Genomic DNA, 16620 nt, shown 5'->3' with positions numbered 1-16620 from the left:
TCTTCCCCCATGATCGGTTGTGTTCCCTAGGCCGTTCTCAGATAGCGGTCGAGGACACGGACGCCGAAGTGCAGTGCGTCGACCGGGACGCGCTCGTCGACTCCGTGGAAGAGCGCTTGGTAGTCGAAGCCCTCCGGTGTCTTCAGCGGCGAGAAGCCGTAGCCGGTGATGCCGAGCCGTGAGAACTGCTTGGCGTCCGTGCCGCCGGACATGCAGTACGGCACGACATGCCCCTCGGGCGCGAACTCCTCGACGGCCGCCCGCATCTTCGCGTACGTGGACGAGTGGACCGGCGCCTGGAGCGCCACCTCGCGGTGGTGGAACTCCCAGTCGACGTCCCCTCCGGTGAGCCGGTCAAGGGTGGCGGCGAACTCTTCCTCTCCACCGGGCAGAAAGCGGCCGTCCACGTAGGCGACGGCCTCCCCCGGGATGACGTTCACCTTGTAACCCGCCTGAAGCATCGTCGGGTTGGCGCTGTTGCGCACCGTCGGCGCGACCAGGTCGGCGGCCGGGCCGAGCTTCTCCAGGAGCGTGTCCACGTCGAAGCCGGGCACATCCAGGTCGGCCTGTTCCCCGTACAGCGCGGCCAGTTCGGTCAGGGCGGCGCGGACCGTCGGAGTGATCCGCACCGGCCACCGGTGCTCCCCGATGCGCGAGATCGCGGCGGCGAGATTGCTCACGGCGTTGGCGTGATTCACCTTGGAGCCGTGGCCCGCCTTGCCGCGCGCGGTCAGCTTGAGCCAGCCGGTGCCGCGCTCCCCCGCGGCGATGGCGTAGAGCTGATTGCCGCGCCCGTCGTGGAAGGTGAAGGCGCCGGACTCGCTGATGCCCTCCGTGCACCCCTCGAAGAGGGACGCGTGCTGGTCGGCGAGGAACCCGGAGCCGTCCTCGGCGCTCGCCTCCTCGTCGGCGGTGAACGCGATCACGATGTCCCGCCGGGGCCGCACCCCCGCGCGCGCCCAGCCGCGCACCACGGAGAGGATCATCGCGTCCATGTTCTTCATGTCGATGGCGCCACGGCCCCAGACGACGCCGTCGCGGACCTCTCCGGAGAACGGGTCCACGCTCCAGTCGGCGGCCTCGGCGGGCACGACGTCCAGGTGGCCGTGGACGAGCAGCGCGTCGGCGGAGGGGTCCGTGCCCTCGATCCGCGCGACGACGTTCGTCCGCCCCGGTGTGCGCTCCAGGAGCGTGGGCTGGAGCCCGGCGCCGGCCAGGCGCTCGGCCGCGTACTCGGCGGCGGGGCGCTCGCGGCAGTCGCCGCCGCCCCGGTTCGTGGTGTCGATGCGGATGAGCTCCGAGGTGAACCGGACGACCTCGTCGAGCGCTTGCCCGTCGACGTGTCCGGTGGCCTGATGGCCCGGCTGATCCTCAGCCATATTGCTCCTCCACAGCCGCCGAGGCGATCGTCGTGACCGCCTTGAAGGTTCGAATGCCCTCGTACATGGTCTCGCTGGTGTAAGCGATCTTGCGTTCGCCGGTGCGGCGCACCCCTGGCACGACGGTGGACGCCATGGACAGGTGCTCGGCGTCGAATTCGAGCTCCACGGTGAACGGCCCGCCCTGGACCGGTTCGTGCCGCACGGCGAGCGCCGCCGCCTCCTTCGCCGCGGCCCGGATGTCGGAGGCGGTGCGCCGCGGGGTGCGGCAGACCGCCGCGTACCGCGACACGTGGTCCTTCACGGCGACCTTCAGCGCGCCGGGCGCGTAGCCGAGCGCGTCCTCGCAGGCCAGGTCGTCGCCGGTGACGAGGACGACGGGCACTCCGTACTCGGCCACGACATGGGAGTTGAGCAGCCCCTCGCTGGCCCGGACGCCGTTGACCCAGACCCCGGTGATCGAGTTGGCGAGGTAGGTGTGCGCGAGCACACCCTCCATGCCGGCGCCCGCGTGGTAGCCGATGAACGCGATGCCGTCCACGTCGTCGTGCTGGACGCCCTCGACCATGGAGAGGGACTTGTGGCGCCCGGTGAGCATCTGGGCCCGCTCGTCGAGCTTCTCCAGGAGCAGGTTGCGCATGGTCCAGTGCGCCTCGTTGATGAGCACCTCGTCGGCGCCCCCGTCGAGGAAGCCGAGCACGGCCGCGTTGACGTCCGATGTGAACATCGAGCGGCACCGCTCCCACTGCGGCGTACCGGGCAGCACGTCGGCCGGCCAGGTCACGCCCGTGGCGCCCTCCATGTCGGCGCTGATCAGGATCTTCATGCCGCCTCACGCTACGCGGTCGTCAACTTCTGGGCCAGGTCCGTCGGCGACCGCGTCGCGTGCCTCACTTTCCCGGCGGCCCCCCGGCTGTGATCGCGGCCGTGATCGCGGCCGGCTGCCAGAGGGTGCTGCGCAGATCCGATCCGCGGACCAGCTGGATCCGCCAGGGCTCGATGCGGATCACGTGGTACTCGGGATCCTCCGGGCCGCCGCGCCAGTAGTGGACGGGGTCGTAGCCCACGCCGGGCGGGCCGCCCCTGGTGTAGAGGTCCCAGGCGTGGCGTCTGGACGCCTCGTCGTCGGCCCAGGCGGAGAGGGCGTCGACGTGGACGGTGTTCTGCCGGGGGTTCCAGTAGGAGTAGGTGGTGTGCGGGTTGTCGGCGAGGTGGGCCGTCTTGACGGGGGTCTTGTACGCGGCGAGCCAGCCGAGCGGGCGGCCGTCGACGATCTCCCAGACGGGGAGCAGGACACGGGCCCGGGGGCGGTTCGCGCGGTCGACGGTGATCATCGTGGCGTACTTGATGTCGCGTACGTACGAGAAGAACGTGTCCCGCAGCTCGGAGAAGTCGCTGACTTTGGTGGTGGGCATGGCGGGTGCTCCTTGGTGAGTGGGGTGCCGGTTCAGTGCGCGGCGGGGATCTCGGGGGTGCGGTCGTCCACCGGTGCGCCGGACGCCGTCACCGTGCCCGGCCGTGAGCGGAGCCCGAAGGCGCTGATCAGCGCGGCGAGCAGGGCCGCGGCGAGCGGGACCCACAGGGCCGCGCGGTAGCCGTCGAGGAGCGCGGAAGGTGAACCGGACGTGGTGGCCCGGACGTTGACCGCGGTGACCGCGGAGAGGCCGAGGGCGGCGCCGAACTGGAAGGCGGTGTAGAGCAGTCCGCCGGCCAGGCCCTGCTCCTCCTCCTTGACGCCCTCGGTGGCCACGATGGTGAGCGGTCCGTAGGTGAGGGCGAAGCCGAGGCTGAGGACGATCAAGCTGGGGAACATCGCCAGGTACGTCCAGTCGGCGCCGACCGGCAGGAACAGGGCGTAGGAGAGCGCGGCGAGCAGCAGACCGCCGAAGATCACCCGGGCGTTGCCGAACCGATCGACCAGCTTGGGGGTGAGGGTCGGCGAGAGCACCGCGTCGGCACCGACGACGATCATCGCGAGGCTGGTCTGGAGCGTGGACCAGTCGCGCAGCTCCTGGAGGTAGAGGACGACCAGGAACTGGAATCCGAAGAAGCCGCCCGCGAAGAAGAGCCCCGAGAGGTTGGCGCGGACCAGGGCGCCGCTGCGGAAGATCCCCAGGCGGACGAGCGGGGATGCCGAGCGGCGCTCCACGGCGACGAAGAGGGCGAGCAGGGCCAGGCCCGCGCCGAGGGTGCCGATCGTGGCGGCGGCGCTCGCGTGGGAGGCGCGCTCCACGCCCAGGACGAGCAGCACGATCGCGGCGGTGACGGTGAGGGCGCCCGCCAGGTCGACGCCCTGCCCGGTGCGGTCGGGGCGCGCGGACTTCGGGACGAAGGCGAGCGCGGCGGCCAGGATCAGGGCGGAGAGCACCACGGGCACGAAGAAGACCCAGCGCCAGCCGACCGCGGTGAGCAGACCGCCCACGACCAGGCCGATGGAGAAGCCGCCCGCGGCGGTGCCGGAGTAGAAGAGCAGCGCCTTGTTGCGGCGCGGGCCCTCCGCGAAGCCGGTGGTGATGATGGAGAGTCCGGCGGGCGTCATGAAGGCGGCGGCGACGCCGGTGACGAAGCGGGCGACGATCAGTGTCCAGCCCTCGGTGGCGAAGCCGCCGAGGCCGGAGAAGACCAGGAAGACGGAGAGCCAGAAGACGAACATCTGGCGGCGCCCGAAGAGGTCGGCCGCACGGCCGCCGAGCAGCATGAAGCCGCCGTACCCCAGGACGTAGGCGCTCATGACCCACTGGAGGGAGCCGGTGGACAGGCCCAGGTCGGCGCGGATGGAGGGCATGGCCACGTTGAGCATGGCCACGTCGATGCCTTCGAGGAAGATCGCGCCGCACAGGACGAGCAGGACACCCCACTCGCGCCGCTCGAAGGTGACCGGGGAGGCGCTCGGCGCCTTCGCTGATGGTTCTCTCTGCGTACTCATGTCGGCTCTCCGCCAATTCATGGATGGTGCGGGGGATTTCCCGGCCCACCCACCATCGATCGGGGCACACGGACGGAACAACGGCGAAGATCGCAACGTTCGTTCAACCAGGCTTACCGATCCGAGCTGCCTGGGGGGACGTCGATGGAACGCGATGAACTGGAGTGCTTCCTGCTCCTGGCCGAAGAGCTGCACTTCGGCCGGACGGCCGAGCGCATGCGCCTGTCCCGCGCCCGGGTGAGCCAGCTGATCCAGCGCACCGAACGCCGGGTCGGCGCACCGCTGTTCATCCGCACGAGCCGCCGCGTCGCCCTCACCGCGCTCGGCCGCCAGCTCCGCGCCGACCTGGAACCGCACCACCGGGCGATCGACGCCGCCGTCGAGCGGGCCGCGGCCACCGCGCGCGGCATCGACAGCGTGCTGCACGTCGGCTTCGCCAATCCGCTGGCCGGGGAGATCGTGATGCGGGCGACGGAGGCACTGCGGGTGAGCCACCCGGGGCTCGCGGTGGAGATCTGCGAGGTGCCGCTGGGCGATCCGTACGGGCAGCTGCGCAAGGGCGAGTTCGACGTGCAGCTCACCGAGTTCCCGGTGCGCGAGGAGGACCTGGGCGGCGGTCCCGCGCTGCTCGCGGAGGAGCGCGTCCTGGCGATCGCCTCGGCGCATCCGCTGGCCGCGCGGGACTCGGTGTCGCTGGAGGACCTGGCCGACGTGCCGCTCCTGACGATCGACGGCGAGGTGCCGGACTACGTGCTGGAGCACCACGTCCCCTCGCGCACCCCGACCGGCAGGGCGATCGGCCGCGGTCCTGGCGTGACCAACATGCAGGAGGCGCTGATGCTGGTCGCGGGCGGCAGGGGCGCGTTCATCGCCCCCGCGCACACCGGGACCTACTTCACCCGTCCCGGTGTCGCGTACGTCCCCTTCGCCGACGCCGAGCCGGTCGGCTACGGCCTGGTGTGGCGGGCCGGCCACGGCACGGGCGCGGTCGCGGCCTTCGCGCGCACCGCCCGCGATGCGGCCCGTGACGTGGCGCAGGGAGATCCCCGCAGCGTGGTGCCGCAGGCCGTCAGCGCGGCGGGCTGAGCCCGGCGGGGGCCGGGGACCCGGAGCGTTCGCGCGCCGCCGCACGCAGCGCGCCGACCGCGACCACGGTCCAGACGGCGAGTGCGGGCCACAGCAGCACCTTCCCGCAGGTCCAGAGCCACGGCACGGCCGCGGCCGTGGAGGTGGAGAGCGCGGCGACGGCGGTCATGCCGAGGGGGAAGACGGTGGCCCAGCGGCGTACGTCGTAGTGCGGGCGGGGCCGCATCAGTTCGCAGACCACGAGCACCGCGTACCAGGCGAAGGCGAGGCCCAGGGCCACCAGGGTGGCGACGCGCAGGGCGTCGTGCGCCGAGGTGGCCCAGTGCAGCGGACCGTGCGGCGCCGAGGCGGCGACCAACTTCGATCCGGCGAGGGCGGAGATGGCCATGGCACCGGCGATGATCCAGTGGTCGCCCCGGCCGGTGACGAGTTGGCCGAAGTCGAAGCGGCGCAGCACCACGGCGTACAGGACGAGGCCGATGACGAAGAGGACCAGGGCGGGCCACATCAGCCACGTCAGCCGGTCGGCGGTGGCCACGGTGGCGGCGAGGACGACGATCGCCTGCGTGGCCACGCACACCAGGTAGGCGGCGCCCGGCAGCCTGCTCTGCCAGTGGCGGATGACGTGGGACATCAGCAACGGCCAGAGCAGCACGCTGAGACAGAGCAGCGCCACCGACACGGGCTGGTGGCCGAGGAGCGAGAGACGGGTGCCGAGGACCGCCGTCGCGGCGACGGCGGTCAGGGCGGGCGGGGTGTCGATCTCGTGGCGCCAGCGGTCCCGTTCGGTCAGCAGGTGCCGGGCGAAGACGGCGGCGAGGAACAGCCAGACGACCAGGGCGACGACGAGCAGTGCCAGCGACGCCCACTCCACGCCGAGCAGGTGCAGTCCGACGGAGAGGACGGCGGTGGCCATGACCACGGCTCCCGTGGCGGGCGGCAGACCGTCGGCCCAGTCCGTCCAGCGGGGGCTGCGGGGCCTTTCGGGGCTGCGGGGGCTGCGGGGGCTGGCCGCATCACTCGGCATGGCGCGACTCCATCGGCGTACGAGCCCCTGCCCGTGATCCTGACACGGCCCGGCGCCCGCGGCATGTCGGTGGCCGGAGCGCCCCCGCGCCCGCTCACAGCTTGAAGACCACTCCCCGCCACACCCACCCGGCGCCCAGGACCGCGTCCCGCAGCGGGTCCTTCATGTCCGCGGGGTCGAAACGGAACGTCTCTGTCCGGTGCCGCTTGCCGTCGGCCCCTCGCTCGTACGTCCAGGTCCGGGTCTTCATGGTCACCTGACCGCGCGCGTACTCGCCCGACACGGCGATCCTGGGCGTGTCACCGACCCACGTGACCTCCAACTACTCGTCCACGGTGCGCACTTCGTGGCTGTCCGGCACCAGGCGCATCCGGGTCTTGAGGGTCCTGTCCAGCTGGCTCCGGACGAAGAACGTGTGCCAGGCCGGCTCCATGATCCGCCACTCCGCCACCAGGTCGGCGCTCTCCGCCGGGGTGCCGTTGCGCACGCGGTAGGGCACGTCCGGCCCGTTGACGGCGAGCAGCGCGGCCCGGACCTCATCGGCGGTGCGCGGTGCGACACCGCTGTCGGGGTGCCTGGTGCCGGTCAGTTTGTCGAAGAGACCCATCGGGTCAACCTATGGACGGTTGACGCGAACCTGCAAACGCTTGCCGATCACGCCGGTCACGCCGGACCCGTCCGCCCCACCACCAGCCACTTCGACGGCAGCTCGATCCGCGTGCCGTCCGGCGTGAACTCCGTGGTGGTCAGCGGCAGTTCACCCTGCGCGAGGACCGTGAGGCCCGCCGCCCTGACGTACTCCGGCACCGCGGCGTCCGCGACCTCGCCCGGCGCGATGCCGTGCGCGAACACCGGCGCCAGCTTCGGCGGCGGGCCCTCGGGGCTCTGGGCGAGCCCTCTCAGGACCCTCCCCGCGGCTTCGGCGAGCTCGACGACGAAGGCTCTGCCGCGCTCGCCGAGCAGCGCGGCGATGCCGTCGACGAGCGGCTGACGGTCGGCGGGGTCGCACTGGTGGAGCACCCCGCGCATATAGACGTTCACGTCGCCGAGCTCCGCGTGCAGTTGCTCGGCCTCGGCCTTCTCCGCGGCGTCGACCTGCCGGAACTCGACCTGTCCCGCCGGGTCGGCGCGCCGTGCGTGCCGCAGTGCGGCCGCGGACAGGTCGGCGCCCAGGACCCGCGGGTAGCGGTCGGCGAGGAAGCGGGTCTGGGTGCCGTTGCCGCAGCCCAGGTCCACGACGGGGAGTCCGGCGGCCGCCAGGTGCGGTTCGAAGAGGGCGAGATGGATGCCGATGGTGAGCACGGGTTCGGCGTCCCAGAAGACGGCCCCCGGTTCCTCGGGGGCTTCCCGCCAGAACCCCTCCCACGCCTCCTTGTACCGACTCGTGACGCTCATGCCCAGCTCCCCAGGATGCGACGACGACCGCCGAAGCCGACGGCGAGATCGGTGTACCGCGCCCTGGGTGCGCGGACAAGTCACCGGCGCAATCATTCACGGCGCCTTCTCCACGTTCCCCCCGGGCGCACGCCCCAGGGGTGTCCGGGTCTCACCTGCGCGGCGGCACCAGCTCGAACCACACGGTCTTGCCGGAGGCCGTACGGCTGGTCCCCCACTCCTTGGCGAGCACGCTGACGATCCGCAGTCCGCGCCCGAACTCGTCGCCGGGGCCCGCGCTCAGGAGCGTGGGCAGGGTGTGGTCGTCGTCCTCGACCTCGCAGATCAGCGTGGCACCGGAGCGCACCAGGCGCAGTTCCACGCGGCGGCCGCGCGAGTGCCGTACGGCGTTGGTGACCAGCTCGCTGACCAGGAGCTCGGCGGTCTCGGACAGGGCGTCGCGTGACCAGGCGTGCAGCTGTTCACGCACCAGGTCGCGCGCCCTGCTCACCTCGCTGGGATCGAGCGCGAGCCGCCAGGTCGCGACGTCCTCGTCCGCGACGCCGTTCAGGCGTGCCATCAGGAGGGCGACGTCGTCCTTGCGTCCGCCCCTGGTGTTGAGCGCGCGGATGATGGTGTCGCAGGCGTCGTCCATGGAGGCCGCCGGGTGGGCCGCGGACTCGGTGAGCGTGGCGAGTCCGACGCCGATGTCCTCGCCGCGCACCTCGACGAGGCCGTCGGTGCACATCAGGAGCCGGTCGCCGGGCGCCACGCGCACGGTGACCGCCTCGAAGGGCACGCCCCCGACGCCGATGGGCGCCCCTGTCGGCAGGTCGAGGAGTTCGCTGCGCCCGTCGTCGGCGCGGACCAGGACGGGCGGGATGTGGCCCGCGTTGGCGAGGCGCAGCTCGCTCGCGATGGGGTCGTAGACCGCGTACAGGCAGGTCGCGAGATAGTGCTCGCCGAGCCGCTGGGCCAGGTCGTCCAGGTTGCGCAGGAGCTGGGCGGGCGGCAGGTCGAGGGCGGCCATGGTCTGCACGGCGGTGCGCAACTGGCCCATCATCGCGGCCGAGTTGAGGCCGTGGCCCATGACGTCGCCGACGACGAGCGCGGTGCGCGACCCCGGCAGCTTCACGGAGTCGAACCAGTCGCCGCCGACCCGGCCGAGGAGCGTGCCCGGCAGATAGCGGGTGGCGATGTCGCAGCCGGTCATGCGCGGCTCGATGTGCGGCAGCATGCTGTCCTGGAGGGTGTCGGCGACGCTCTCCTGGTAGGTGTACATGCGGGCGTTGTCGAGCACGAGGCCCGCGCGGGCGGCGAGTTCGGCGCCGGTGACGCGGTCCATGTCGTTGAAGACGGGCCGCTCCCGGTGGCGCAGCAGGATCATGAATCCGAGCACCACGTTGCGGGCCTTGAGCGGTACGACGAGCATCGAGCGGTGGTTGATGAGCGGGCGGATGTCGCGCTTCTCGAACTGCGAGGCGATCGCGTTGCCCATCTCCTCGGTGATGCGCGGCACGAGGACCGGATCGCCGGTGGTCATGCACTGGAAGAACGGCGTGTGCGACGGGAACGGCATGGACTCGCCGACGGGCACGACGTCGTCCCAGCGGCCCGGCTCGTCCGTGTGCTCGACGGCGACCCGGTGCCACATCGTCGTCTCGTCCGGCGGGCCCTCGGGGAAGCCCTCACCCGCGACGACCTGTTCGCGCAGGTACGTGCCCGCGACGTCCGTGAACCGCGGCACGACGGCCCGGCTGACCTCGATGATCGTCTGCGAGAGGTCGAGCGAAGAGCCGATGCGCCCGCTGACCTCGTTCAGGAACTCCAGGCGCTCGCGCACCGCCGCGTACTCGAGATCCTCGGCGTCCTCGGCGTCCCCGGTCTCACCGGGCGTGCCGGGCTCCGGCGCGAGCCCCTCGGCGGCGGCCCGCTGGGCGCGCAGCCTGCGTGCCCTGCGCTCGGCGCGGCGCGGCACGCCCCAGTCCGGGGTGACGGGCACGCGGTCGTGCTTGCTGAACTCCAGGACGGGATAGCCCAGTTCGAGGATCTGCGCCACGATGCGGGAGCTCTCGCCCACGCTCATGCTGGGCAGGATCTCGGGCAGCCCGCGCGCCAGCTCGTCCGCTCCGGGGAAGTCCGTGTGCAGGGCGAACCCCGGCGCTATCCGCTCCACCTGGCCCGGCTCGTGCCCCTCCTCGTCGGCCAGACGGTCGGCGTCCGCGGCGAGCACGAGCAGCCGCTCGGGTCCGGGGCCGACGAGCGGGTACGCCCACCACAGGACGTCCACGCGGTGCTGTTCGCCGCCGGGTACGGAGAGCCGCGCGCGCCCGGCGGCGGGGTACGAGATGTGTCCGTCGAGGGAGGTGCCCAGGTCGGGCCCCAGGCCGTCGTACTCCCCGAAGTGCGCGCGTTCCTCCGGGATCGCGCCGGCCACCGGGAGCAGGTCGGCCGCCGGGGTTCCGACGGCCTCCTCCTTGGAGTACCCGAACAACTTGCGTGCGCCGCTGCTCCAGTGCGAGACGAGGCCCGCGCCGTCCACGACGACCACGGCGAGCGGGATCCGGCCGGCCACGGCGTGCTGCGCCACCGGCCCGTCCGGGGTGCCGTATTCCATGGCCAACGCTCCTTCCGGCGGCACCGCGAAGGCCTGCGCCGCCCCAACCACCGTACGACCGGCACAGGTTGCCGTGCGGTGCAATAGGGGAATTGGGCCGCACGGGGGCGCCTCCGGCGGGTATTTCGGGCCGCCCCGGGCGCCAGGCCTAGTCCTCGTGCCCCAGCTGGAGATCCCGCTCCGTACGGCCGCCGCCCGCGACCTGGAGGACGGTGGCCACCGGCGGGTAGCCCGCGGCGATGACCGTGTACTCGCCGGACGACAGATCGATGAACCGGAAGGTGCCGTCCTGGCCGGTCGTGAGGGTGTCCACGACGTTGCCCGCCGCGTCCAGCAGCGTCACGCGCGCGTCCTCCACGGGCCGCCCGCCGCTGGCCCGCACGGTGCCACGCAGGACGGCGCCGCCCGCGAGCTCGACGTCCTGGCGGGTCTCGCGCGAGGCCTGCACACTGACGGGCAGGGCCGCCGGGCGGAAGGCGGGTGCGCTGGCGGCCAGGGTGTACTCACCGGCGACCAGCTCCGTGATGACATAGCCGCCTTCGCGTCCGCTGCGGGTGGTGGCGACGACCTCTCCGCGTACGTCGGTGAGGGTCACCGCGGCGTCCCTGACCGGGGTGCCGTCCGCGGTGAGCACGCTGCCTGCCAGGCGTCCCGCGCCGCCGAGCACCACGTCGAGTTCCACGGGGCGCTCGCCGACGGTGACGGTGACCGCCTGCGGCTGGTGGCCGCCCGCGGCCGCGATCAGGACGAACGACCCCGTGCCGGGCGTGGAGAGCGCGTACCGCCCGTCGTCGCCGCTCGCGCCGCGGCCGATCTGCCGGCCCCCGACGTCGATGAGGGTCAGGGCGGCGCGGGGCACCACGGTGCCGTCCGGGTGCTGCACGGTGCCGCAGACGGGCACCCCGGCGGCGTACGGGGTACGGGCCTGGGGAAGGGGCGTGGGCTCGGCCGTGGGGGCGTCCTGGGACGCTGCGCTGGACAACAGGGGTGACTCCTTGAGGAAGAAGGTGATCAGCAGGCCGAGGACGAGGACCGGCACCAGGTAGAGGAAGATGCGCGGCATCGCGTCGGCGTACGCCTGGATGTAGCCCTCGCGCAGCGGGGCGGGCATCGCGTGGACGAGCTGCGGGGTGATGGCCTCGGGGTCGGGGAGGCCGGCGCCGGCCGGGATGCGGTCCGCGAGCGAGTCCGCGAGCCGGTCGGCGAAGAGCGTGCCGAAGATCGCGGCGCCGACGCTGCCGCCGATCTGCCGGAAGTAGTTGTTGGCGCTGGTGGCCGTGCCGAGGTCGGCGGGGCGTACCGCGTTCTGCACGGCGAGGATGAGCACGGGCATGACCAGGCCGACGCCCGCGCCGAGCACCGCCATCCAGATGCTGTAGTGCAGGCGGGGCGTGTCGGCCTCGAGCCGGGAGAGCAGCCACATGCCGATGACGGAGAGGATGCCGCCGACGACCGGGTAGGCCTTGTAGCGACCGGTGTGGCTGATGAGCTGTCCGGAGAGGATCGAGGCGCCGACGATGCCGCCCATCATCGGCAGCATGAGCAGTCCGGACTCGGTGGCGCTGGCGCCGTCGACCATCTGAAGGAAGGTCGGCAGGTAACTGGCCGCTCCGAAGAGGGCGATGCCGACGACCACGCCCACCAGGCCGGTGACGTTGAAGACCGAGTCGCGGAACAGGCGCAGCGGGATGATCGGTTCTGCGGCGAAGCGCTCGGCGACGACGAAGAGCACGACCGAGGCGACGGCCCCGGCCGCGAGCCCCAGGATGACGCGCGAGCCCCACTCGTACTCGGTGCCGCCCCAACTGGTCAGGAGCACCAGGCAGGTGGAGGCCGAGGCGAGCAACAGCGCGCCGAGCACGTCGAGTCGGGCCTTCGCGGTGGGCTTGGGCAGCTTCAGGCCGAGGCTGACGACGAGGAGGGTGACGAGCCCGAAGGGCACGTTGAAGTAGAAGCACCAGCGCCAGGTGGCGTGGTCGGTGAAGAAACCGCCGAGCAGCGGTCCGGCGACCGACGCGAGGCCGAACGCGGCACCGATGAGGCCCATGTAGCGGCCGCGCTCCCGGGGCGGCACGATGTCCGCGATGATCGCCTGTACGCCGATCATGAGACCGCCCGCGCCGACGCCCTGGAGGGCGCGGAAGGCGATGAGCTGGTCCATCGTCCGCGACCAACCGGCAAGCGCCGAGCCGATGATGAAGATGAGAATCGCGAACTGGAAGACGCCCTTGCGCCCGAAGAGGTCCCCGAGCTTGCCGTAGATGGGCAGCCCGATCGTGGACGTCAGGAGGTAGGCGGTGATCGCCCAGGACATCTTGTCCAGGCCGTGCAGCTCACCGACGATCTTCGGGAGCGCGGTGGCGACGATCATCTGCTCAAGGGCGGCGAGCAGCAGCGCGAGCATGAGCCCGACGAAGACCATCCGGACGCGTGCGGGGCTGAGCCCGTCCGTCGCCGATGTGTGCTCCGCGAGCGGTGGCGGTGGCGCCCCGTCGCCCGGAGGCGCCGAGGCCACCGCCACGTCCCCCTGCTCGGCGCCCTTCACCAGCGTTGTGCCGCCCACGTCCTGCTCCCCTCGTCACGCCTGCGCCGCACATTTCTCGCATTGCGCGAGAACTGCGGGCAAGCGCGACGAGTCGCCCCTGTGTGGGGTCCGGCGCACGTATGCGCCGGTGGGAGCCCTACGCCGTACAACAGCCCCGAACAGAAAACCACTCGAAACGGTGAGCGTGACAACAACCCTTATGGGCTACCGGAGTTGAGGACCGGTCAGGCGTCGGCCCACTCCCCGGCCTACTTCTGGACCGACTTCCGGACCTATTTCTCGGCCTACTTCTCGACCTCGGCGGCGAGCTTGCCGAGCACCTCGTCGTAGATACGCCCGAGGCCCTTGGGCGCGAAGGTCTTCTCGAAGAAGCCGCCGATGCCGCCCGCGCCGTTCCAGACGGTGGAGACGACCACGCGCGCCTTGCCCTCCCCCGCCGGGGTCACGGTCCAGGTGGTGACCATGGAGGAGTTGCGGTCCTTCTCGACGAGCTCCCCGTCGGTCGGCTCGGTCACCTCCAGGAGGCAGTCCCGGATGCGCTTGCTGGTGGCCTGCAGCTTCCAGTGGACGAGCGTGCCCTCGCCGTCGCCGCCCTCACGCACCTCGAACTCGCTGAAGTGCTCCGACAGGATCTTCGAACGCGTGCCTTCGTAGTCGGCAAGCGCGTCGAAGACGTCCTCCGGCTGCGCCGCGATGATCCGCTCCGTGGTCGCCTCGACCTGCGCCATGGCACTTCCTCCAGCACTCGGTTGTCACTCGGGGTGTTCACGGAGAGCCAACCACCCTGCGTACCGGCCCCTCAAATCGGGGTCGCCCCGGCACCACCGGGGTACCGGGTCGCACGATCAAGGGAACATGTGTTCTATTCTGTGGTCAGTGCTACCGAGGAGGCGTCATGCGCTGGGAGAACCTCGCCGACGGGCCGTCACGGGGTGTCGCGGATGCCGCGCTGTTCGGCGCGGACGCGGTCACCACGAGGACCTTCGACACCCCTGAGTTCCGTGGGATCACCTTTCACGAGATCCGGGCCAGAACGATCGTGAACCGGGTGCCGGGGGCGTCCCGCATGCCCTTCGAGTGGACCGTCAATCCGTACCGGGGCTGCACGCACGCGTGCGTCTACTGCTTCGCGCGCAGGACCCACAGCTATCTGGACCTGGACACGGGGCTCGGCTTCGACAGCCAGATCGTGGTCAAGGTCAACGCCCCCGATCTGCTGCGCCGCCGGCTCGCGTCGCCCCGCTGGCACGGCGAGCACATCGCGATGGGCACGAACGTCGACTGCTATCAGCGGGCCGAGGGGCGCTACGGACTCATGCCCGGGATCATCGCCGCCCTGCGCGACCACGCGAACCCCTTCTCCATCCTCACCAAGGGCACGCTGATCCTGCGCGACCTCGACCTGCTGCGGCAGGCCGCCGCCGTCACGGACGTCGGCATCTCCGTGTCCGTCGGCTTCGTCGACCAGGAGCTGTGGCGCACGGTGGAGCCGGGCACGCCCGCTCCGGAGCGGCGGCTCGACGTCGTACGGACGCTGACCGAGCACGGCATCGGGTGCGGCGTGCTCATGGCGCCCGTGATCCCGTTCATCGGGGACCGGCCCGAGCAGCTGCGGGCGACCGTGCGGGCCGTCGCCGCGTCGGGGGCCACCTCCGTGACGCCACTGGTGCTGCATCTGCGGCCCGGAGCGCGCGAGTGGTTCATGGCGTGGCTCCAGCGGCACCATCCGTACCTCGTGCGGCGCTACGAGCGGCTGTACGCGGAGGGTGCCTACGCGCCCAAGTGGTACCAGCGCCGGATCACCCGGCAAGTGCACGAGCTGGCCGAGGAGTTCGGCATCGGGCCCGCGCGGGCGGGCGCCGCCCGCCGGATCCGCGTGCCGGAGGAGCCCGCGACCGCACCCGTCACGCCCGGCGGCACCCAGCTCACCTTCCTCTGAGCCCATCGGCTCCCTTCTCTGCGCCTTTCAGGTCATTCATCGGCAGAGCGGCGTCTTCAGGGCGGGCTTTCCGGGACGATGCCGCGGGGGCCGTGCGCCCACGGCCCCGAACCCCCCGTTCTGGGAGGCCCGATGAAGAAACGCGCCGTCGCCCTGTGCGGCGCCGCCGCGGTGGTGGCCTCGTTGGTCACGGCCGCGGTGCCCGCCGCGAGCGCCGACACCGCGAGCACCCCGCGCACTTCCCCGCTCACCTGGAAGGAGTGCGCGACCAAGGACTACCCCACGCTCCAGTGCTCGTCGCTCAAGGTCCCGCTCGACCACGACCGGCCGCACGGCCGGCAGATCACCCTCGCGCTGACCCGCGTCCCGCACACCGCGAAGAAGTCCCAGGGCCCGCTCCTGGTGAACCCGGGCGGCCCCGGCGGCAGCGGCCTGACGCTCGCCGGGTTCGTGGCCAGGACACTGCCGAAGAAGGTGGCGGCGCAGTACGACGTCATCGGCTTCGACCCGCGCGGCGTCGGCAGGAGCAGGCCCGCCCTCGACTGCCGCCCCGGCCACTTCTCGCCGGTGCGGCCCGCCAGCGTGCCCGCCACGCACGGCGTCGAGAAGGCGAACCTCACGCGCGCCCGGGCCTTCGCGAAGGCCTGCGCCGAGAAGTACGCCGACCTCCTGCCGTTCATCGACACGGTGAGCGCGGTCAAGGACATGGACGCGATCCGCGGCGCGCTCGGCGCCAAGAGGATCAACTACTTCGGCTACTCGTACGGCACCTACCTCGGCGCCGTCTACGGAAAGCTCTACCCGGACCGCGTGCGCCGCATGGCCCTCGACTCGATGGTCGACCCGACGGACGTCTGGTACGCCAGCAACATCAACCAGGACTACGCCTTCGACACCCGCCACAAGGCGTTCATGGCCTGGGTCGCCAAACACGACAAGGCCTACAAGCTGGGCACGGACCCGGCGAAGGTCGAGGCCAAGTGGTACGCGATGCACAAAGCCCTCGCCAAGAAGCCCGCGGGCGAGAAGGTCGGCTCCGCCGAGCTGGAGGACACCTACCTGCCGGGCGGCTACTTCAACGGCTACTGGCCGTTCCTGGCCGAAGCGTTCGCGTCGTACGTGAACGCCAAGGACGCGGACCCGCTCGTCGAGGCGTACGAGAACTTCGGCGCCGTCGACGCGGCGGGCGACAACGGCTACAGCGTCTACGCGGCGGTCCAGTGCCGCGACGCGTCCTGGCCGCGCGACTGGGGCACCTGGCGCGAGGACAACTGGCGGGTGCACGAGAAGGCGCCGTTCTCCACCTGGAACAACGCCTGGTACAACGCGCCGTGCGCCTTCTGGCCCACGGGCTCGCTCCGGCCGGCCGACGTCTCCAACTCCCAGCTGCCGCCGACGCTGCTGTTCCAGGCGACGGACGACGCGGCCACGCCCTACGAGGGCGGCCTCACCCTGCACCGCAAGCTGCGCGGTTCGAGCCTGGTGGTCGAGCAGGGCGGCGGCAACCACGGCATCACCCTCTCCGGAAACGCCTGCCTGGACCGGCACTTGGCGACGTACCTGGAGAACGGCACGGTGCCGCGGAGCGGCGGCGAGGTCGACGCGGTGTGCGAGGCGCTGCCCGACCCGGCACCGATGAGCGCCAAGAGCGGTGCGGCGCGCGGGACCGCGCTGCACGGATTGCTCGGCCACCGCGGCTGAGCGGCGCACCGGCTCCCGCGTGACCG

The 16620-nt window shown here is 71.8% G+C and carries 14 protein-coding genes; 3 read left to right on the top strand and 11 right to left on the bottom strand.

Annotated elements, in window-relative coordinates; genetic code table 11:
* Positions 1-26: 26 nt before the first annotated feature.
* The 4 genes from ACIGXX_RS07395 to ACIGXX_RS07380 form a co-directional block, all read right to left on the bottom strand.
* On the bottom strand, positions 27-1379 hold the full coding sequence (locus tag ACIGXX_RS07395; RefSeq protein ID WP_361461878.1) for a M20/M25/M40 family metallo-hydrolase: 1353 nt from the start codon (positions 1377-1379) through the stop codon (positions 27-29).
* Positions 1372-2205: a M55 family metallopeptidase gene (locus ACIGXX_RS07390; RefSeq protein ID WP_351159119.1), complete on the bottom strand. Its 834-nt coding sequence runs from the start codon at positions 2203-2205 to the stop codon at positions 1372-1374. The genes ACIGXX_RS07395 and ACIGXX_RS07390 overlap by 8 nt, the downstream gene beginning before the upstream one ends.
* A 64-nt stretch (positions 2206-2269) precedes the next feature.
* Entirely contained in the window at positions 2270-2794 is a 525-nt protein-coding gene (locus ACIGXX_RS07385; RefSeq protein ID WP_351159117.1) for a pyridoxamine 5'-phosphate oxidase family protein, read from the bottom strand.
* A gap of 32 nt (positions 2795-2826) precedes the next feature.
* Positions 2827-4305 (bottom strand): MFS transporter, encoded by a 1479-nt coding sequence (locus ACIGXX_RS07380; RefSeq protein ID WP_351159115.1) that lies wholly within the window; start codon positions 4303-4305, stop codon positions 2827-2829.
* A gap of 144 nt (positions 4306-4449) precedes the next feature.
* Between ACIGXX_RS07380 and ACIGXX_RS07375 the strand changes: the two genes are divergently transcribed.
* A complete protein-coding gene (locus tag ACIGXX_RS07375; RefSeq protein WP_399973542.1) occupies positions 4450-5391 on the top strand; it encodes a LysR family transcriptional regulator in 942 nt (313 codons plus the stop codon).
* Here ACIGXX_RS07375 and ACIGXX_RS07370 read toward each other — a convergent pair.
* From ACIGXX_RS07370 to ACIGXX_RS07340, 7 genes are all read right to left on the bottom strand, one after another.
* Complete coding sequence (locus tag ACIGXX_RS07370) at positions 5375-6418, bottom strand: tellurite resistance/C4-dicarboxylate transporter family protein (protein ID WP_399973539.1); 1044 nt, start codon at positions 6416-6418, stop codon at positions 5375-5377. The genes ACIGXX_RS07375 and ACIGXX_RS07370 overlap by 17 nt on opposite strands.
* Positions 6419-6512: 94 nt before the next feature.
* Positions 6513-6740 (bottom strand): hypothetical protein, encoded by a 228-nt coding sequence (locus ACIGXX_RS07365; RefSeq protein WP_399973536.1) that lies wholly within the window; start codon positions 6738-6740, stop codon positions 6513-6515.
* On the bottom strand, positions 6741-7025 hold the full coding sequence (locus tag ACIGXX_RS07360; RefSeq protein ID WP_399973533.1) for a hypothetical protein: 285 nt from the start codon (positions 7023-7025) through the stop codon (positions 6741-6743). It lies immediately after the preceding gene.
* A gap of 56 nt (positions 7026-7081) precedes the next feature.
* Complete coding sequence (locus ACIGXX_RS07355) at positions 7082-7813, bottom strand: class I SAM-dependent methyltransferase (protein ID WP_399973530.1); 732 nt, start codon at positions 7811-7813, stop codon at positions 7082-7084.
* Between the two features lie 151 nt (positions 7814-7964).
* Positions 7965-10409 (bottom strand): SpoIIE family protein phosphatase, encoded by a 2445-nt coding sequence (locus ACIGXX_RS07350; protein ID WP_399973526.1) that lies wholly within the window; start codon positions 10407-10409, stop codon positions 7965-7967.
* A 148-nt stretch (positions 10410-10557) separates the two neighbouring features.
* A complete protein-coding gene (locus ACIGXX_RS07345; RefSeq protein ID WP_351159103.1) occupies positions 10558-12972 on the bottom strand; it encodes an MFS transporter in 2415 nt (804 codons plus the stop codon).
* Positions 12973-13238: 266 nt separating this feature from the next.
* Positions 13239-13682 (bottom strand): SRPBCC family protein, encoded by a 444-nt coding sequence (locus ACIGXX_RS07340; RefSeq protein ID WP_351159101.1) that lies wholly within the window; start codon positions 13680-13682, stop codon positions 13239-13241.
* 167 nt (positions 13683-13849) lie between these two features.
* Here ACIGXX_RS07340 and ACIGXX_RS07335 point away from each other — a divergent pair, with 167 nt between their 5' ends.
* Both ACIGXX_RS07335 and ACIGXX_RS07330 read left to right on the top strand, forming a co-directional pair.
* On the top strand, positions 13850-14893 hold the full coding sequence (locus ACIGXX_RS07335) for an Rv2578c family radical SAM protein (protein ID WP_399973521.1): 1044 nt from the start codon (positions 13850-13852) through the stop codon (positions 14891-14893).
* A 132-nt stretch (positions 14894-15025) separates the two neighbouring features.
* Positions 15026-16594, top strand: a complete 1569-nt coding sequence (locus ACIGXX_RS07330; protein WP_399973518.1) for an alpha/beta hydrolase — start codon at positions 15026-15028, stop codon at positions 16592-16594.
* Positions 16595-16620: the final 26 nt, after the last annotated feature.

This window comes from Streptomyces sp. NPDC055243, assembly GCF_044544025.1.
Lineage (GTDB): Bacteria > Actinomycetota > Actinomycetes > Streptomycetales > Streptomycetaceae > Streptomyces.
This window is presented reverse-complemented; position numbering and strand designations above follow the sequence as displayed.